Annotated in this window: 12 protein-coding genes; 7 read left to right on the forward strand and 5 right to left on the reverse strand. The window is 57.1% G+C overall.

The features are described from left to right. The first annotated feature begins 6 nt into the window (after positions 1 to 6). From HNQ92_RS04855 to HNQ92_RS04870, 4 genes are all read left to right on the forward strand, one after another. Positions 7 to 789 carry an acyltransferase family protein gene (locus HNQ92_RS04855; protein ID WP_246439620.1) on the forward strand — a complete coding sequence of 261 codons (783 nt, stop codon included), beginning with the start codon at positions 7 to 9 and terminating at the stop codon, positions 787 to 789. A 108-nt stretch (positions 790 to 897) separates the two neighbouring features. Next, entirely contained in the window at positions 898 to 4044 is a 3147-nt protein-coding gene (locus HNQ92_RS04860; protein WP_184171642.1) for a YCF48-related protein, read from the forward strand. 115 nt (positions 4045 to 4159) lie between these two features. Continuing rightward, positions 4160 to 4561, forward strand: coding sequence for a nuclear transport factor 2 family protein (locus tag HNQ92_RS04865; protein ID WP_184171644.1), 402 nt, complete (start codon positions 4160 to 4162; stop codon positions 4559 to 4561). Positions 4562 to 4594: 33 nt separating this feature from the next. Further along, entirely contained in the window at positions 4595 to 5185 is a 591-nt protein-coding gene (locus HNQ92_RS04870; RefSeq protein WP_184171646.1) for a GNAT family N-acetyltransferase, read from the forward strand. Between the two features lie 23 nt (positions 5186 to 5208). Here the strand turns inward: HNQ92_RS04870 and HNQ92_RS04875 are convergent, their stop codons facing one another. The 5 genes from HNQ92_RS04875 to HNQ92_RS04895 form a co-directional block, all read right to left on the reverse strand. After that, positions 5209 to 5946 carry an acetolactate decarboxylase gene (locus tag HNQ92_RS04875; RefSeq protein ID WP_184171648.1) on the reverse strand — a complete coding sequence of 246 codons (738 nt, stop codon included), beginning with the start codon at positions 5944 to 5946 and terminating at the stop codon, positions 5209 to 5211. A gap of 68 nt (positions 5947 to 6014) precedes the next feature. Then, positions 6015 to 8234: an ATP-binding protein gene (locus HNQ92_RS04880; RefSeq protein WP_221307369.1), complete on the reverse strand. Its 2220-nt coding sequence runs from the start codon at positions 8232 to 8234 to the stop codon at positions 6015 to 6017. 435 nt (positions 8235 to 8669) lie between these two features. Continuing rightward, entirely contained in the window at positions 8670 to 9968 is a 1299-nt protein-coding gene (locus HNQ92_RS04885; RefSeq protein ID WP_184171650.1) for a DUF6600 domain-containing protein, read from the reverse strand. Between the two features lie 258 nt (positions 9969 to 10226). Continuing rightward, positions 10227 to 11336, reverse strand: coding sequence for a zinc-binding metallopeptidase family protein (locus HNQ92_RS04890; protein ID WP_184171652.1), 1110 nt, complete (start codon positions 11334 to 11336; stop codon positions 10227 to 10229). 71 nt (positions 11337 to 11407) lie between these two features. Then, positions 11408 to 11614: a YwbE family protein gene (locus HNQ92_RS04895; protein WP_184171654.1), complete on the reverse strand. Its 207-nt coding sequence runs from the start codon at positions 11612 to 11614 to the stop codon at positions 11408 to 11410. A gap of 100 nt (positions 11615 to 11714) precedes the next feature. Here HNQ92_RS04895 and HNQ92_RS04900 point away from each other — a divergent pair, with 100 nt between their 5' ends. The 3 genes from HNQ92_RS04900 to HNQ92_RS04910 all read left to right on the forward strand — a co-directional run bounded on the left by HNQ92_RS04900 (position 11715) and on the right by HNQ92_RS04910 (position 17462). After that, positions 11715 to 14300, forward strand: a complete 2586-nt coding sequence (locus HNQ92_RS04900; RefSeq protein ID WP_425504275.1) for a M1 family metallopeptidase — start codon at positions 11715 to 11717, stop codon at positions 14298 to 14300. 98 nt (positions 14301 to 14398) lie between these two features. Then, complete coding sequence (locus HNQ92_RS04905) at positions 14399 to 15673, forward strand: cation:proton antiporter (RefSeq protein ID WP_184171656.1); 1275 nt, start codon at positions 14399 to 14401, stop codon at positions 15671 to 15673. Positions 15674 to 15824: 151 nt separating this feature from the next. Then, positions 15825 to 17462 carry a ribulokinase gene (locus HNQ92_RS04910; RefSeq protein ID WP_184171846.1) on the forward strand — a complete coding sequence of 546 codons (1638 nt, stop codon included), beginning with the start codon at positions 15825 to 15827 and terminating at the stop codon, positions 17460 to 17462. Positions 17463 to 17499: the final 37 nt, after the last annotated feature.

Consider the following 17499-nt stretch of genomic DNA (forward strand, 5'->3'; position numbering starts at 1 on the left):
GGTATTTTGTACAAAAACGCCCCCGTTGATTTCTTCGACCCGGCGCATATCCGCTACGGCAGCGTGCTGGGGCGCATCGGGCTGGCTACGTTGTTTGCCACGTTTCTGTACCTGAACTTCTCGGCGCGGCAGCGTTTGGGCTGGGTGGCGGGGATTTTGCTGCTGTACTACGCGGCGCTGTTTTGGGTACCCGTGCCCGGCTACGGCGCGGGCGACCTTTCCCTGGAAGGAAACCTCATGGGCTGGCTCGACCGCCACCTGATGCCCGGTCGGCTCAAGCAAGGTACCTACGACGAGCTGGCCCTCAGTACCCACCTGCCCGCCTTTTGCCTTACCATCCTGGGTACTTTGGCCGGAGACCTGCTACGCGGCGAGCGTCCGGCGTTGGGCAAGGTACGTCAGCTGGTACTTTGGGGTCTGGCGGGCGTAGGGGTGGGGCTGGTCTGGAACCTGCACCTACCCATCAACAAGCACCTGTGGTCGGGCTCGTTTATTGCCCTCACGGCCGGGATGGCGTTTTTGTTCCTGGCGCTGTTCTACTGGCTCATCGACGTGCGCGGCTACACCCGCTGGGCTTTTTTCTTCAAAGTGATTGGGATGAACTCCCTGGTGATCTACCTCACCTACCGCTTCGTGGATTTTGGGTATACGTCGCGGCTGCTCTTCGAGGGCTTCTACCAGTACCTGTCCGAAACCTGGCAGCCGGTTTGCAACGCCCTGGGCGCGCTCTTGCTGGTGTGGCTGTTCTTGTATTTTTTGTATCGAAACAAGATTTTTGTAAAGGTGTAGATGAGTGTCATACAATACTTTTTTGTAGATTTACCCGCTCTTCTCGCTGCGGGTACTTCGGTCACCGTGGGGGAGGGTACTATTTATCCACCCAAACAAAAACATTCCATGCCAAAAGTTTCTCCTGTCTTGCCTGGCAAGACCGTCCAATCCCTGTTTAGCCGCCAATGGCTCTTCGTTTTCCTCTTAGCGTTTTGCTGCTTTACGTTCGTACAGGCTCAGCCGGGCCTCGTGGCTTCCTATCCGTTCGACGGTACGTTTAGCGACCAGAGCGACTACGCCAATCACGCCCTAGCTACCGGTAATCCTACGTTCACCACCGACCGCCACGGGCAGGCGGGCCGCGCCCTGAGCCTGAGTGGTTGCGGAAATGCGCAATTTCTGCGGGTGCCTCATTCCGCCAGCTTGCAACTAAGCCAGGGCGCCACGTTTGCGTTTTGGGCCAAAATTGACCTCAGCAGCGGCATGGACCCCGGCACGGGTACCTGCAACGTCAACGGGCGGCAGGTGTTTTTCTCCAAGGCCGGCGACGGCTGGGGTACTTCGCGGCCCGGCATTCAGGGGCTTACCTACCCCCAAAGCGGTCAGCAGCGCCTGGACTTTGAATCGTCTACCAATTCGGGCCAGGTAAATACGGGTACGTTGCGGCCCTTGCCCGGCGCGGCTTGGCACCACTACGCCTACGTGCTCAGTACCTCGCAGGTGCGACTGTTTGTAGATGGCCAGCTGGTACATACGCAGGCCGTTTCGCTCTCCTTTGCCGAGGCCAACGGCCAGGATCTGTACCTGGGCGTGATGGGCCCCAAAACCGCCCCCGTGCTGGGCGTTACCTACTGGTACCCGCTGGCGGGTGCCCTGGACGACTTCCGGGTATTCAATCGGGCGCTCACCGACGAAGAAATAAGTACCGTCTATACCGCCGACTGCGACCCCGTAGCGGTACTGCCCGCGGGCGACGTTACGATCTGTGACGGCCAGCAGGTACTTTTGCAAGCCAGCCTTCCGGCCAACGTACAGGCGCAGTGGCTCCGCAACGGCCAGCCCATCCCGCAGGCTACGCTGGATAGCCTCCTGGTGACGCAGTCAGGGGCTTACCAGGTGGAGGCAACACCCCGCGAGGGCCTGCCGTACTTGGCCATGCCGGGGCCGGGAAGTACCCTCAACGACCTGCAATTTGTGGGAGGTACCTCCGGCTGGATTGTGGGCGATCACGGTACGTTGCTCAAAACCACCAACGGAAGTACCTGGGACACCATCCCGACGGGCCGGACCGAGCACCTCTACGCCGTCCATTTTGTCAATACGCAGATCGGCTGGATGGGCGGGGCCAGCGGGCTGCTGCTGAAATCGACCAACGGAGGTACTTCCTGGAGCCCGCAGAGCCTGCCCGTGACGGGTAGTGTGCAGAAAATCCAGTTTTTCAGCGAGCAGGCAGGCTACGTCCTGGCCGACCGCCTTTTGTTCAAAACCACCAACGGCGGCAGTACCTGGACCACCGTCACGCTTCCCACGGCCTCCGGCCTGGAGGACATCGCTTTTGTGGATGCGGATTTTGGCTGGATAGCTTCGGATACACAGATTTATAAAACGGAAAATGGCGGAAGTACCTGGAGCTTGCAAAAGACCGTGACGGCTTGTTTGTTAAGCAAAACCGAGAAAGTATACGCCCTGGATCGAAATAGCTGCTGGGCTTTTTACACGGTCTGTCCGAATAATTTACTGACTACGGCCCTTGTAAGAACCTCAAACGGAGGAGCAACGTGGACGGAGCACAATATAGTTGTTCCGGCTAATTTTCCGTCCCCTTTTACCGTGGCCGACGTGCAGTTTACAGACGTTCAGAATGGCTATGCCATTGGAAGAGTTTTCAAGAGACAATTTGCCTCCGGTCCTGGTGTGAACGGAGGAGCAGTGTTTAGGACTAGTGACGGTGGACAGACCTGGTCCATGGATTATGATAATCCTTATGAGACATATCCACTCAGTATTTCTTTCCGCAACTCGTCGACAGGCTTGGTGGTAGGCCGAGGGGGGCTGATGGTAAATGTATATAGCGCTGGCGGGATTTATAATAACTATTTTACGCGAACCTACCAAAATCTTAACTCCGTGGCGGGCGTTGGAAACTACCTCTTGGCGGTGGGTGGAACCGCCCGGGATACCGAAAATGGTCCTCACCCCGACTCAAGGGCCGTCACGCTGACCTCAACTTCGGCGGGACAGTCCTGGACGAAGCAGGAAAATATGAATGCCTATACGCTTTATCAAGTCAAATTCAAAAACAATCAGTTTGGCTGGAGGGTAGGGTATGGGGTGCTCAGTAGAACCACCGACGGCGGCGCTACCTGGAACGACTTCTACGGAAATACAATGCCGCAGGCCAAGCGTTTTATTATTTCCAAAGCCTACTTCCAGACGGAAACTACGGGTTGGTATCTTCTCCGAAATACTAGTTTCGGTCCGGCTTCACTCTACCGTTTCTCAGGTACTTCGCAGACGTTAGAAAATGTACCCTACAAAGACGCAAACGATCCCTACGAAACCACCCTACTCGACCTGCAATTTGTCAACGACAACGTAGGCTTTGTAACGACGAGCAACGGGAAGCTCATCAAAACTACCAACGGCGGCACTACCTGGACGGTACACCTGGTGAAAGCCAACCACCGCCTGAGCAGCTGCTTCTTCGTTTCGGAGCAGGTAGGTTGGGTACTTGGGGAAAACGGGCTGGTGCTCAAAACCACCAACGGCGGCCAAAGCTGGACCGAGCAGCCCACGGGCTTTGCGGTGAGCCTGAACGGCCTTAATTTCCTCTCGGAGCAGGTGGGGTACGTCGTCGGGGGCGGAGGTACTTTGCTCAAAACTACCAACGGAGGTACTTCCTGGAGCCGCATCACGACGGGTACTTTCAATACCCTCAACGACATCAACTTCAGCACGCCGGGCCAGGCCTGGATCGTGGGTGAGTGGGGAACGGTCCTGAAATTCGACGCCGCGCAGTCCAGCTGCACATCTACCTCCCTGGCCGTGAACGTCACCGTGACGCCAGGAGGCGTGTGTGAATCGGTGGCCAGTGGCGCCTGGGGCAACGCCGCCACCTGGGGCTGCGGACGGGTACCTTTAGTCTGTGACCAGGTCATCATCAGTCCCAACCACGTGGTTTCGCTCAGCGACGTGGCGCAGGTACGCGGGGTGGAGATCCGGCAAAACGGGCAACTCTCGCTTCAGGGCGGCAACCTGCTGGTTGACAATTAGTAAACAACAAAGTACCCACAAAAAAGTACCTTTGGGCGGCCCGGCGGCGGCTCAAAGGTACTTTCTTTTTATCTTGCGGGCTGAAAAGTAACTTTATCAACTAACCTACTTCGACATGACTCCCCTAGACATCGTGAAGCAATACTACGCGTACTTTAACCAACAAAACTGGCAGGGTATGCTAAGCCTGGTACATCCCGAAGTACGGCACGAGCCCAACCAGGGCGAGGCGCGCATCGGCCTGGATAAGTTCCGGGAGTTTCTGCAACTCATGGACGAGAGCTACGAAGAAACCCTCACCGAGCAGGTCTTTTTTACGGCTTCCGACGAGAGCCCGCGCATCGCGACGGAGTTTGTGGTCAATGGTATTTACAAAAAAGGCGAAGAAGGTTTCCCCGAGGCGTGCAACCAGCCGTACGTACTACCGGCTGCGGCCTTTCTGGAGGTACGTGACGGCAAGATCAGCCGCGTAACGACCTACTACAACCTGCCGCTCTGGATCAAGCTGGTGTCCTAAAAACGACCTTAAAGGGTACTTGAATGGCTATTTATGGAGCTTTCTTTTGTGACCAAAAAAGGCCCGGAGATCGAGGCGGTATTTGACGATCTGGCCCGGCTCCGGATCGCCGTCTTTCGCGATTTCCCCTACCTGTACGAGGGCTCGCTCGACTACGAGCGCGAGTACCTACGTACCTACCCACGGGCGGAGCGCTCGTTTCTGTTGGCGGTGTACCAGCAGCAGCAGATGGTGGGGGCTACCACCTGCCTACCTTTGCTCGACGAAACCGACGAAATCCGCCAGCCGTTTGAAGCGGCCGGTTTCGACCTCGGTTCCATTTTTTATTTTGGAGAAAGTATCCTGCTGCCCGCCTTTCGCGGGCAGGGGCTGGGGCATCGGTTTTTTGATGAGCGCGAAGCGCACGCGGCCCGCTTCGGTACCTACCAGGCGACCTGCTTCTGCTCCGTGGAGCGCCCGGCGAATCATCCCGCCCGCCCCGCCGACTACCGCTCCAACGACGCCTTCTGGACCAAGCGGGGCTACCGGCCGGTCCCTTCGCTGCAAAGTACCCTCTCCTGGCCCGACTTGGGCGAGACCCGCGCTACGCCCAAAACCATGCAGTACTGGATGCGCCCGCTGTGAGGTACCTTGCCGTGGAAGTACCTTTATTTGATGGGTTTGTTGAGGTCGATGTTTTGCTGGAGGCGGGGCTCGGGTAGGTGTACGCGCAGCTCCTCGGCGTAGTCAATCTCGATCCGTACCCGGCCAATCCGGCAGTCGTCGACGTGGCCGCCGCCGTCACGGTTTTGGGTGGTGAAGTGAAAGTGGTAGTTGGGGCTGTTAAGTACCTCCGCCGACCGCGGCGTAAAAAAGCCCACGATGGTACCTTCCACGCCGGAGCGCTCAAAGTTTTTCTTTCCAATCTTGCGGGTCGGCTTGTACGGCTTTTGCTGCTCTTCGTAGCAGAAGTACTTTATTTGGTCAAAAGTACCCGTGATTTTAATCGCCGCAAACGCATTGTGGTCCAGCAGCGTATCCAGTACCGCCTGGAGCTTTTTGAGGCTGAGCTTCTCGCTGAGCTCGATGGTTTTTTGGGCTTTGAAATGCTTTGTAACGCCAAAGACCACCCGGGCGTCGTCGGGTAGGGTAATGGCTTCGCCGTCGGCCGAGAAGCCGTAGGGCGTACCGTCGAGGTAGATAAGCTCGTACTTGAGCTTATCGATACTACCCAGGCCAAAATCCCCGTTTTTTTTAAAGTCACGAACGGTCATGACGCCGTCGTACTGCCCCAGGTGCACGGCGCGGTTCAGGGTAGTGTAGAAGAGTACGTCGGGTTGGGCCTGGGCCGGGGCAGCAAACAGTAGCGCGGCTCCGCCGAGCGCAGCCAGTAGGTATAATTTCATAAGTTCCTGGTTTGTTGATTCAGGAATTTAACCCCGTTCCGCCCCGTTTTGTTGGCACGAGAGGTACCTTAGTCCGGCTTCACGTAGTGGCTGATCACCTGCAGGAGGTGGTTGGGGTTGAAGGGTTTCACCACCACGTCGTTGATGCCAATGGCCAGTACTTTCTCGGTCACATCCAGGGCCATGCTGGCCGTGAGCGCAATGATGGGAAGCGTTTCGCCCCGCTCGCGGAGTCGCCGGGTCGCTTCGTAGCCATCCATAACCGGCATGTGCAGGTCCATGAGTACCAGCTGGTGGCGGCTTGGGTCGAGTAGGTCCAGGGCTTCCTGGCCGTTTTTGGCTACTTCCGACTCCGCCCCCCAGCGTTTCAGGAAGTTTTGTACCACCAGGATATTCATGCTATTATCTTCTACAACCAGAATGCTCACGCCTTCCAGGGGCTTTTCGGACGCAGTAACGGGCGGCGGCGACGGCTTCTCGGTCGGAAGTTCGTGAGCGAGGGGAAAGGTTTGGGTAAAATAAAAAGTGGAGCCCACGCCTACTTCGCTGGCTACCCGCAGCGTGACGCCCTGTAGCTCCAGAATCCGCTTGCTGATGGCCAGTCCGAGGCCGGTTCCGCTGAAGCCCCGGGTAGCGGAAGAATCTATCTGGGTGAAGCGTTCAAAGATCAGTTTTTGCTTTTCTGCAGGTATACCAATTCCCGTATCTTCTACCGAAAAGTGGAGCGTACTATTTTCCTGATCCTGCTTTTCTACCTTGATCCGAAGCTCTACGCCGCCTTCGTGGGTAAATTTAATAGCATTTTGCACCAGGTTACTAAGTACCTGCGAAATTCGGGTTTTGTCGGCAAGTACCTGCTGCGTCAGGCTGGGGTCCAGGTTTAATGTGAGCGTAATACCCGCTTCGTGCGCGGCGGCCTCCAAGCTAGAGATAAGGTGACGCGCTATATCAGGAATGGACACGGGCTCCTGCACGAACATGATTTTACCGGCCTCGATCTTGTTGAAATCAAGGATGTCGTTGACGATACTCAGCAAATTATTCCCCGAAAACAGCAACGCATCCAAGTGCTTTTTTTGGTCGGGCCGCGGATCGTCCTTCATGAGCAGGTGCGTCATGCCGATGACGGAGTTGAGCGGCGTCCGGATCTCGTGGCTCATCGTGCTTAGAAATTCACTTTTGGTCCTCAGGCCCAGCTCTGCTTCCTCCTTGGCTTTTTTGAGCGTCGTGGAAAAGCGGAAGGATAAAATGAGGGATTGCAGGAAGAAAAAGCTAAGGTACCCCAGGAAGATCACCAGTTTGGAGGGCGTAAACAAACCGAAATACTCCAGCATGATCACTAATATGATGATGAGCAGGCAGCCCGAGCTTAACAAGGCGTACTGCGCCCCCGACCGCCTATGCCGCACCGCCTGCACGTGCACGTAAAAAGCACTGCCAATGTAAAAGAAGAGAAGCCCCAGAAAAGGATTAATGAGGTAGGTAAAAATGGTGGGAGGAGTGAGCAGGGTAATGAAGGTAAAAAGCAGACCAATGCCCGCCATGCTATAATACAGCGTTCGGTTGGCGTCTTCGGGGTACAGCGCCCGGGTGTAAAGTACAAACATGGTCACGGCCAGAAACAGCGACAGGTACTCGGCATGAAGGGTCAGCGCCCAGGGCAGATCCGGGAAGAGGGAATGGAGCGCATAATTTCGGGTTCCGAAGGGACGGTAGCTGTAAAAAAGGCAAAAGAAAGAAAAATAGAGGATGTAGTAGTTGCTACGGCCAAAAAGGAACAAACCCAAAAAGAAAAGCCCACCCATAAACAGACACCCGCCCAGGAAGTAGTCGAAGGCGTCATCAATGTCTTTATGCAAGCGTAGCGAAGCCAGCGAGCCAACCGTAATACTTTTATATGGCCCACCTTTGCTATGGTGAAAATTGGCGACTTGGAGCCTGAGTCGGATCGTATCGGTGGCGGGCAGCGGACTGAGCTGTGTAGACCAGTAGGGCTTGGTAGTAGCGCGGCTAGTACCGGGTACGCCGTTCTGGGCAATCACCTCCCCGTTGGCGTAGAGCCGGTACGCGCAGTACACGTCCGGTACCCGCAAGGCCAGCGTCTCCGTGCTTTTGGGCATCAGTACCGTCAGCTCATAGGTAGCAAAACCTTGCGAGGGCAAGGGCTGTCCTTTCCAGGTGGTATTGCTCCAAAGGGTCGGGAAAGGAACATTTTCGTGGTAGTCGGGAGGGGAAGTAGGGGTGCGCAGGCTATTCCAGTATAGTTGCCAACTTCCGTTCAACACCACTTGGCTATCGGAAAGGTTTTTGGCTCTCAGGTCCAGGATAAGATGGTCGTTGCCTTGCGGAACAGCAATACAACATAGTGGCAAACCGAAGCTCACCAGCAACAAAAGGTACAGTAGGACTTTATTCGTGTAAAACAACGTGTATAGGGACGGACAAGTCGTAAGTTAGGTGGATAAATATACAGAACGATTACTTAAGGTTACGTATTAATGGGTTGCTAATTTAGCCAGCGGATACTTAAAAAGATTTTATAAGTAATTATCAGGTACTTATTTTACTGCTTCTCGCAGAATAATACTCCGTAATGCAATAAATGGGCCAAAAATTATGCAGTGAGTTAAAAACCGGCTCATGAAAAAGCCGCCTCCTGACGAAGACGGCTTTCCAATTCGATTTAGTTTGTAGTAGGTTAATGAGGCAAGTGATAAGACCCTCTACCTGGGCCCGCGGCTGGAGCGCGAAGACTCCGACGAGGATGAACTACGCTCGGCGGGAGCTTGCCGCGTCGAACGCGAAGCGGGAGCGGCCTGGCTGTTGCTTCGGCTCGAAGGGGCGGTACTTTCTACCCGGCTCCGGGAGCTGTTCTCGCGAGGAGACGACTGCGGCATGGATGACTGCCGCGGGGCCGTCTGCCGTGACGAAGGTTGCTCCATGCTCCGGCTAGGTTGAGGAGCACTCCGGGGGCTGCGCTCAGCCGGGCTGCGTTCAGCCGGGCTGCGCTCAGTACGGCTGGGCGACGACGACCGCGCCGGTGCTTCGTAGGCGGGCTGTGGCCGGGTCGATCGATCCGGTGTTGAATACACCCGCTCGGGAGCTGGGGTACCTACCGAGCTGTTGGAGCGGCTGCGGCCGGGCTCATTATAGGTTTCGCGGCCACGGGCCGGCTCTTGATAAGTACCCCGGTCGGCCTCTGTCGAGTAGCGGCCCTGGTTGCTGTTGGAAGACCGACCGCTGGTAGCAGGCGTTCTGTCCTGACGAGACAGGGCCCGATCCCGACCGCTGTCATCGGCGCGGTATACGCGGCTGTTGTTTTGCTCGGCGGCGTAGGTGCGGTTGGAGCGGCTCGTTACCTCGCTGGCCTGGTACACGGGTACTTTAGAGCGGGTGTGGCGTTCTACTTCGTAGCGCGACGGCCCCGAGGCGTACACCCGGTTGTCGTTCCGGTAGTAGTTATTGATAATGGTGGTCCGGTTGTAAATATTCACCACTCGGGCACGGGGTACGCAGTAGCTAAAAATCCGCGGGCGGTAGATGTAGTTTCGAGGCACGAACACCCAGTAGTTGTAGGGAATATTAACCGCAATATTGACGTGAAAACCCGGTAGGAGCGGAGCCCAGCCGTAGTAGTCGCCTCCCGAGCGCCAGTTGACCCAGGCCGGTCCCCACTCGTAGTCAGGTACCCAGGTCCAGCCGTTATAGTCGTCGAAAAACCAGCGACCGTAGTGGAAAGGAGCCCAGCCCCAGGGGTAGTACGACTCCCAGGTGTTGCCGTATTCGGTGGCGATCCAGCGGCCGTTGGTGGCGTAGGGCTGGAAATCTTCTTCTACGTAGGGCGACCAAACCGAGCCGTACTGGGGGTGTGAACTCCACCGTCCGTAAGGGGCCAGATCATTGTAAAAAGTCTGGAAAGAAACCGAAAGGCCCGGCTGAGCCGAGGCGTTAGGGCTAAGCCCGCCGGCCACCACCAGGAAGGCCAGTAAGCTAAAAATTCGTAGTCGACGGGTCGTTTTCATGGCTATATGTATTAATATGAGGATAAACACGGAGTCCTTTTTGTCAAGCGTTTTTTGGACAAACCGGAGGGGCGGAAGGTTTAATGGAGCTATCTCTTTTTTTTGTTGGATTAGGGCCACTAAGTACCTTGTTTTTAAACGCTTCGGACCGGACTTAGCGTATGCCCTATAGCCAAGAGTTTTCAGGAATCGAAATGGTTGGAAAGTACCCTGTAGTTTTGCGGGGTAACGGAGAATTCAGGTAGCTAAATGTTAGGGTCAAACCGCCATACCCGTAGCCGATGACAGAGGGTCCGGCAAGGGCGTACGAACGGCATGGGTCAGGCATAGCTCGTGGATGAAGCGAAGTTTTTGGATGATGGCGGGGGTAATAATAAACGGATAGAAATCCGGGTGCCCCATGCTCCGGTTGAGGCTGTTGACGGCAAAGGTGAGCGGCAGCCACATCCGCACAATCCGCTCGAAATCCAGCACGGTGTAGGGGTCTTTTTTTATGGCCGCTTTCATCTCGGCTGACGCCTCTATTTCCTGCGGCCCCACGTGAATACCAAACGTAAAGGCGGTCTCCAGGGTATCCATCAGGTGCAGGTAGTGCGCCCAGGTTTCGGCCCAGTCTTCCCAGGAGTGCGCCGTGGCGTAGGGGCTAATGAAGCGCTCGGCCCAGTTGGGCGGAGCGCCGTCTTGATAATATTTTTGCAGCGCTTCGCCGTAGTCGGCGCGTTCGTCGCCGAAGAGCTGGCGGTAAGCCTCCAGGGCCGGGCCCTCTTTTAACAGGACATCCCAGTAGTAGTGCCCCACCTCGTGTCTAAAGTGCCCCAGCAGGGTTCGGTACTTTTCGCCCAGGTTGAGCTTGTTGCGCACGCGCTTGTACTCGTTGGCTTCCTCGATGTTGAGCGTAATGAGGCCGTTGGCGTGGCCCGTCATGACGCGCTGGTTGGGGTCTACGTCGGCCAGGAAATCAAACGCCAGCCCGTGGTCCGGGTCGTGGTGCTTACTCACCAGCGGGAGCTTAAGCCGCAGCAGCGAGTACACGAGCCGCCGCTTGGCCACCTCGATGCGCCGCCAGTTTTTGAGGTTTTTTTTCTTGGAAAGCTGCGGGATGGTACGATTAAGCTCACAGGCCCGGCAAAAAACCGTAGGGTGATGGCTGGGTACCAGCCAGTTGCAGGCTCCGTAGTCGGCGTTGTGGCAGTAGCGGTAGGTTTCCTGCGGGTTGAGGATGTTGGCCCAGGTACCCTTGGGCTGTTTGGTGAGGGTCACGAAGGCCAGCGAATCAGGATTAAAACCAATGCTGTTCTGGCAATTCAGGCAGACGCTATTTTCAAAATAGAGCGGGTTCTGGCAGTAGCTGCACGTATGAAGTTTCATGGGGATGGTTCGAAAAAAGCGAGCTACTTTATTTTCAATAAAAGACGTGCCAGAACGGGTACTTGGGCGGGCTAAGCGTCGTGAATCTTCTTGACGCGCCCTACTTCGCCCGTCTCCAGCCGTACCTTGATGCCGTGCGTATGGTGGGGCGCTTTGGTCAGGATGTCTTTCACCACGCCTTCGGTGAGGGTACCTGCGCGCTGGTCTTTTTTGAGTACGATAGAGACCGCCAGGCCGGGGGCGATGTTTCGGCGTTCGGTGCCGGATAGTTCGGTCATGGTTTGTTGAGAAATTTGGGAATTTTTCTTGTAAATATAGCCAATTGGTCGTATTTACGTAGCTTACATCTTTAGGGTACTTAATTGACAACCTACCTTGATGCTCCCTTTTATGAAGCCTATGCTGCTGATGTCTCTGCTGCTGCTGGTTGCCATGACGCTGTCGTGCAGTCGGCGTTACCTACCTACCCACGACTCGACCTTGGAGGAAGGCGTAGCGGAGTCGTTGGCGCGGTACCGTCGGCAGGTGCTTAGCGACCTTACGTACACCATGCAACTGACCATTCCCGCCGGTAAAGTACCCCCCATCGAAGCTTCGGAACGCATTTCGTTTCAGTGGAAGAAAAACCGCCGCGTACTACCCCTCGACTTCAAGGAAACACGCGACCACCTGCACCGGCTGGTCGTGAACGGGCGGGAGGTACCTATCGTGTTTGAAAAAGAGCATATCCTGATCGAGCCTAAGTACCTGCGGCCGGGTGCCAATGCGATTGAGATCGACTTTACGGCGGGCAATCTCTCGCTCAACCGCAACGAAGACTACCTCTATACGCTGCTGGTACCCGACCGCGCCCGGACGGTCTTTCCCTGTTTTGACCAGCCGGATTTAAAGGCGCGCTTCCGCCTGTCGCTCACGGTACCTGATTCGTGGCAGGCTGTGGCCAACGCACCACTGCTGGACAGTACCCGCCAGCAAGGTACCACCACCTACCGCTTCGCGGAATCAGATCGCCTAAGTACCTACCTGTTTTCGTTTGTGGCGGGGCGCTTCGAGCGCGTGGCGCGGGAGGTGAACGGCCGCCCGATGTACCTCTACCACCGCGAAACCGACCCGGCCAAAATCCGGCTGAGCCTGGACCCCCTCTTTGAGCTGCACGCGGGCGCACTGGCCTTTCTGGAAGAGTACACGCAGGTACCTTACCCGTTTCAGAAGTTTGATTTTGCGGCCATCCCGGACTTTCAGTACAACGGCATGGAGCACGTGGGGGCCATCCAGTACAAAGCGTCGTCGCTGTTTCTGGACGAAGGTGCCACCCGCGACCAGCGCAACACCCGCGCGCACCTGCTGGCCCACGAGACGGCCCACATGTGGTTTGGTGATCTGGTGACGATGCGCTGGTTTGAGGATGTTTGGCTGAAGGAGGTTTTTGCCAATTTTATGGCCGACAAAATCACCGAAGCCATGGTGCCGGAGTCGAACTACGACCTGGAGTTTCTGCTCGATCACTTTCCGGCCGCCTACGCCGTAGACCGTACCGAAGGCGCAAACCCCATTGGGCAGCCGCTGGAAAACCTCAACCAGGCGGGTACTTTGTACGGCAATATCATCTACCACAAGGCTCCCATCATGATGCGGCAGCTGGAGCGGCTCATGGGCAAAGAGGCCCTGCGCGACGGCCTGCGGGAGTACCTCCAAACCTACGCGTACGGCAACGCCACCTGGGCTGAGCTGATCGCGATCCTGGACCGCCACACGCCCGCCGACCTCCACGCCTGGAACCGCGTGTGGGTAACCGAAACGGGCCGCCCGCAAATTGACTATGTGTTAAAAACGGAGCAGGGAAAAATAACGGATTTTAGCATTACCCAAAAAGGCGAAGACGGCTCCGCCCGCGTGTGGCCGCAGTTTTTTGAGGTACTCTTGGGCTACCCCGACCGCACCGAAACACTAACCGTGCACTTGGACCAGGCCCAGGTACCGCTCACCGAGGCGCTGGGGAAAGAAGTACCAGCCTACGTTGTTTTTAATTCGTCCGGCCAGGGCTACGGGCTGTTCCCGGTCGATACGGCCATGATGTCCCGGCTAGGTACCTTTACGGACCCGGTGGTGCGGGCGGCGGCCTACATCAATCTGTACGAAAACATGCTGAGTGGAAGGTACTTTACCCCCGCCCAATTAACCGCAAATTACCTCAGCCTGCTTCCCGCCGAGCCGGATGAATTGAACCTGAAACTACTGACGGGGCAGCTGGGTACCTTGTTCTGGCAGTACACACCGCCCGCGCAGCGAGAGGCCCTGGCCGTAGTCCTCGAAGGGGTACTTTGGGGTACTTTGCAAGCCCAAACCAACGCCAACAAGAAGAAGGTACTTTTCCGGGGGTACCAGTCGGTGGCCCTCAGTGCGGCGGCGCAGGAGCGGCTGTACACCATCTGGAAAGAGCAGCGCGCGCCGCAAGGCATTACCCTCACCGAAGACGACTACACCACCCTGGCGCTGGCCCTGGCCGTGCGCAACTACCCCGCGCCGGGGGTACTTGCGGAGCAGCTAAGCCGAATCCAAAATGCGGACCGCCGCAAACGGCTGCAATTCATGATGCCCGCGCTGTCGGCCGAAGTCGCGCAGCGCGATGCGTTTTTTGCTTCGTTGAAAAAAATCGAAAACCGGGAGCGGGAAGCGTACGTGACGGCGGCGCTGGGGTACCTGCACCACCCGTTGCGGGCGGCTAGCTCGGCCAGGTACCTGCCCGAAAGCCTGGAGCTGCTGGAGGAGATCCAGCGCACGGGCGACATCTTTTTCCCCACGACCTGGCTCACGGCTACGCTGGGCTACTACCAGTCGCCGGAGGTAGCCGCGCTGGTGCGTGATTTCCTGCGCCAGCGCCCGGCGTATAATCCCCGGCTGAAAGCCAAGCTGCTGCAAGCGGCCGACGGTACCTTTCGGGCCAGCCGGTTGCTGTACGAGTGAAAGGGAGCGGCCCGTGCATACTGGTATAATTATTTAACGCTACTCCTGCTGTTCAGGTAGGTACTTGGCCACTTTTCCTATCCCGACAGACCCTTTTCATGGATAACTACTTCATTGTCATAGCCCTCATTGGCCTGGCAGCCTTAGGGATGGCCTGGATGCCTTTGCTCACCAAAAAGACCAAAGTCTCGTACGCCATTCTTTACGTACTCTTTGGGGGACTAATCTACACTTTTTCGGAAAGCCTGCCGTTGCCCAATCCCATTCGGCATCAGGAGTATACCGTACACCTGACCGAGCTCGTGGTGATCATTACCCTGATGGGGACCGGCCTGAAAATCGACCGTCCTTTTTCAGTGGAAAACTGGGCCTTGCCGCTCCGGCTGATCAGCCTCACGATGGTGCTGAGCATTGCCCTGATCACCCTGATCGGCTGGAGTTTACTGGGCTTCAACCTGGCTTCGGCGCTGCTGCTGGGTGCGGTATTGGCCCCTACCGATCCCGTGCTGGCCTCGGATGTGCAGGTAGGGCCGCCGCGGGAAAAAAAAGAAGACGAGGTACGCTTTGCGCTCACCGCCGAGGCCGGCCTGAACGACGGCATGGCGTTTCCGTTTACGTGGCTGGCCATTTTGCTGGCGATGCCCCCTTCGGGCGAGGTCAACGTACTGGAGTGGCTGGCCGTGGATCTGATCTTCAAGATTGTGGCGGGCGTGCTGGCGGGTATTGTGCTGGGGCGGGTGCTGGCCTGGGCTATTTTTGGGGGCGGAAAGGTAGGCAACGTCATGGATGCTCAGAACGGGTTCATTGCTATTTCGGCTACGCTGCTCATCTATGGCCTCACGGAGCTGCTCCACGGCTACGGTTTCGTGTCGGTTTTTGTGGCGGCGGTTACCATCCGAAATTACGAGCTCCAGCACGCCTACCATACCGAGCTACACGCCTTCACCGACCAAATCGAGCGCATCCTGGTGGCCATTGTCCTGATCCTTTTTGGCGGAAGCCTCGTAAACGGCGTCCTGGATGTACTTACCTGGCCCATGGCGCTGGCGAGCCTTTTATTTATCGTGCTGGTGCGCCCGCTGGCGGGCTACGTGTCATTGTGGAAGAGCGGCCTGCATCCCAAGCAAAAGTGGGCCCTTTCGTTTTTTGGCATCAAAGGCATTGGCTCGTTTTACTACCTGGCCTTTGCCCTGGCCCAAACCCATTTTCAGTACGCGGACGAAATATGGGCCACGGCGGCCTTTACGGTGCTGGTGTCGCTGGTGCTGCACGGTACTACCGCCGCCTTGACCATGGAAAGCCTGAGCAGGCAATTTAACGAAGAAATCAACGAAGACGAGGTCTCGGTCAAAGACCGGAAACCCAATCCCTGATCGATCCCAATCCATTCTCGTTTGTACTACGGATTCCGTAAAGCAATATTAATTGCCGATGGGGTGGTTAAATTCCGCGCGCAGGTGGTCTTTTAACTTGCATAGAGGTCATATTAAAAGTACCCTTCCCTTCTGAATGATTTTGGATATGATAAAAACCGCTTACGTTATAGGAGTCGATTTTGGAACGGATTCCGTGCGGGCGCTGGTGGCCGATGCCCAAACGGGCGAAGTACAGGGCACGGCGGTACACGCCTACCGCCGCTGGGCGCAGGGCCTGTACTGTGACCCGGCCTCGTCGCAGTTTCGGCAGCATCCGCTCGACTACCTCGAAGGCCTGGAGCAGTCTGTCCTAGGAGCGCTGGCCCAGGTACCTGAGCAGGTACGAAAAAGCGTGGTAGGGATCTCGGTTGATACCACCGGCTCTACGCCCGCCCCGGTGGATGAGCAAGGTACCCCCCTGGCGCTTTTACCCGCCTTTGCCGACAACCCCAACGGCATGTTTATTCTCTGGAAAGACCATACTGCCAACCGGGAGGCGGATGAAATAAACGCCCTGGCGCGCCGGTGGTCGCCGGACTATACCCAGTACGTAGGAGGCATCTATTCGTCCGAGTGGTTTTGGGCCAAAATGCTGCGCACGCTGCGGGTAGATGAGCAGGTCCGGGCCGGGGCTTTTTCGTGGGTAGAGCATTGCGACTGGATCTCGGCCGTGCTGACGGGCCATACCAACCCCCTGAGCATGAAGCGAAGCCGCTGCGCGGCGGGCCATAAAGCCATGTGGCACGCTTCCTACAACGGCCTGCCGTCTGAAGAGTTCCTGTCCGCGCTGGACCCGCAGCTGGCGGGCTTGCGGCAGCGCCTCTACACGGAAACCTACACCGCTGACGAGCCGATGGGTACTTTGTCGGCCGCCTGGGCCGAGCGGCTGGGGCTTTTGCCGGAGGTAGTCGTGGGCGTGGGGGCCTTCGATGCGCACATGGGAGCCGTGGGTGCACAAATCGAGCCCTACACCTTTGTGCGGGTCATGGGTACTTCCACCTGTGATATGCTTACGGCCCCATCCGACGAAATGGGCCAGCGGCTCGTCAAAGGTATTTGTGGGCAGGTAGATGGCTCCATTGTGCCGGGCATGATCGGCATGGAAGCGGGCCAATCGGCTTTTGGGGATGTGTACGCCTGGTTTGCCGGGCTTATTACCAAGCCCGTTCGGGAGCTGCTGGGCGATGAAGCCGCCGACCGGCTGGCCGCTCAGCTCATCCCGCACCTGTCGGAACAGGCCGCCCAACTACCCCTCCGAGAAACCAGCCCCCTAGCCCTCGACTGGATCAACGGCCGCCGCACGCCCGACGCCAACCACACGCTCAAGGCGGCCATCCGAGGGCTTCACCTGGGTACCGACGCCGCCCAACTATTTAAAGCCCTGGTAGAGGCGACGGCCTTCGGTTCCCGGCGCATCGTGGATCGTTTTCGGAGCGAAGGGGTACCCATTCATCACGTCATAGCGTTGGGTGGCGTAGCCAAAAAATCGCCCTTCGTGATGCAAACGCTGGCCGACGTGCTGGCCATGCCGATTCGGGTGGCGCGCTCGGAGCAGGCTTGTGCCCTGGGAGCAGCCATGTGCGCGGCCGTAGCGGCGGGCGTACATCCTTCGCTGGAAGCGGCGCAAAAAGCCATGGGCTCGGGCTTCGATGCCGAGTACCTGCCCCGGCCCGAGGCCTCGGCCTTTTATCAAACGCAATACGAGCGGTACGTACAGCTGGGCGATTTCATCGAAAGTACCCCCTGAACGGCCGCGCTAAACTCCCACGAAACAAAGAATTTCC

This window comes from Rhabdobacter roseus, from assembly GCF_014202275.1.
GTDB classification, from domain to species: Bacteria; Bacteroidota; Bacteroidia; order Cytophagales; family Spirosomataceae; genus Rhabdobacter; species Rhabdobacter roseus.

Bases quoted from the DNA above. Each gene is read 5' to 3' on its own strand.
- HNQ92_RS04860 (WP_184171642.1), top strand. From the start codon at position 898: ATGCCAAAAGTTTCTCCTGTCTTGCCTGGCAAGACCGTCCAATCCCTG.
- HNQ92_RS04865 (WP_184171644.1), top strand. From the start codon at position 4,160: ATGACTCCCCTAGACATCGTGAAGCAATACTACGCGTACTTTAACCAA.
- HNQ92_RS04870 (WP_184171646.1), top strand. From the start codon at position 4,595: ATGGAGCTTTCTTTTGTGACCAAAAAAGGCCCGGAGATCGAGGCGGTA.
- HNQ92_RS04875 (WP_184171648.1), bottom strand. From the start codon at position 5,946: ATGAAATTATACCTACTGGCTGCGCTCGGCGGAGCCGCGCTACTGTTT.
- HNQ92_RS04885 (WP_184171650.1), bottom strand. From the start codon at position 9,968: ATGAAAACGACCCGTCGACTACGAATTTTTAGCTTACTGGCCTTCCTG.
- HNQ92_RS04890 (WP_184171652.1), bottom strand. From the start codon at position 11,336: ATGAAACTTCATACGTGCAGCTACTGCCAGAACCCGCTCTATTTTGAA.
- HNQ92_RS04895 (WP_184171654.1), bottom strand. From the start codon at position 11,614: ATGACCGAACTATCCGGCACCGAACGCCGAAACATCGCCCCCGGCCTG.
- HNQ92_RS04900 (WP_425504275.1), top strand. From the start codon at position 11,715: ATGCTCCCTTTTATGAAGCCTATGCTGCTGATGTCTCTGCTGCTGCTG.
- HNQ92_RS04905 (WP_184171656.1), top strand. From the start codon at position 14,399: ATGGATAACTACTTCATTGTCATAGCCCTCATTGGCCTGGCAGCCTTA.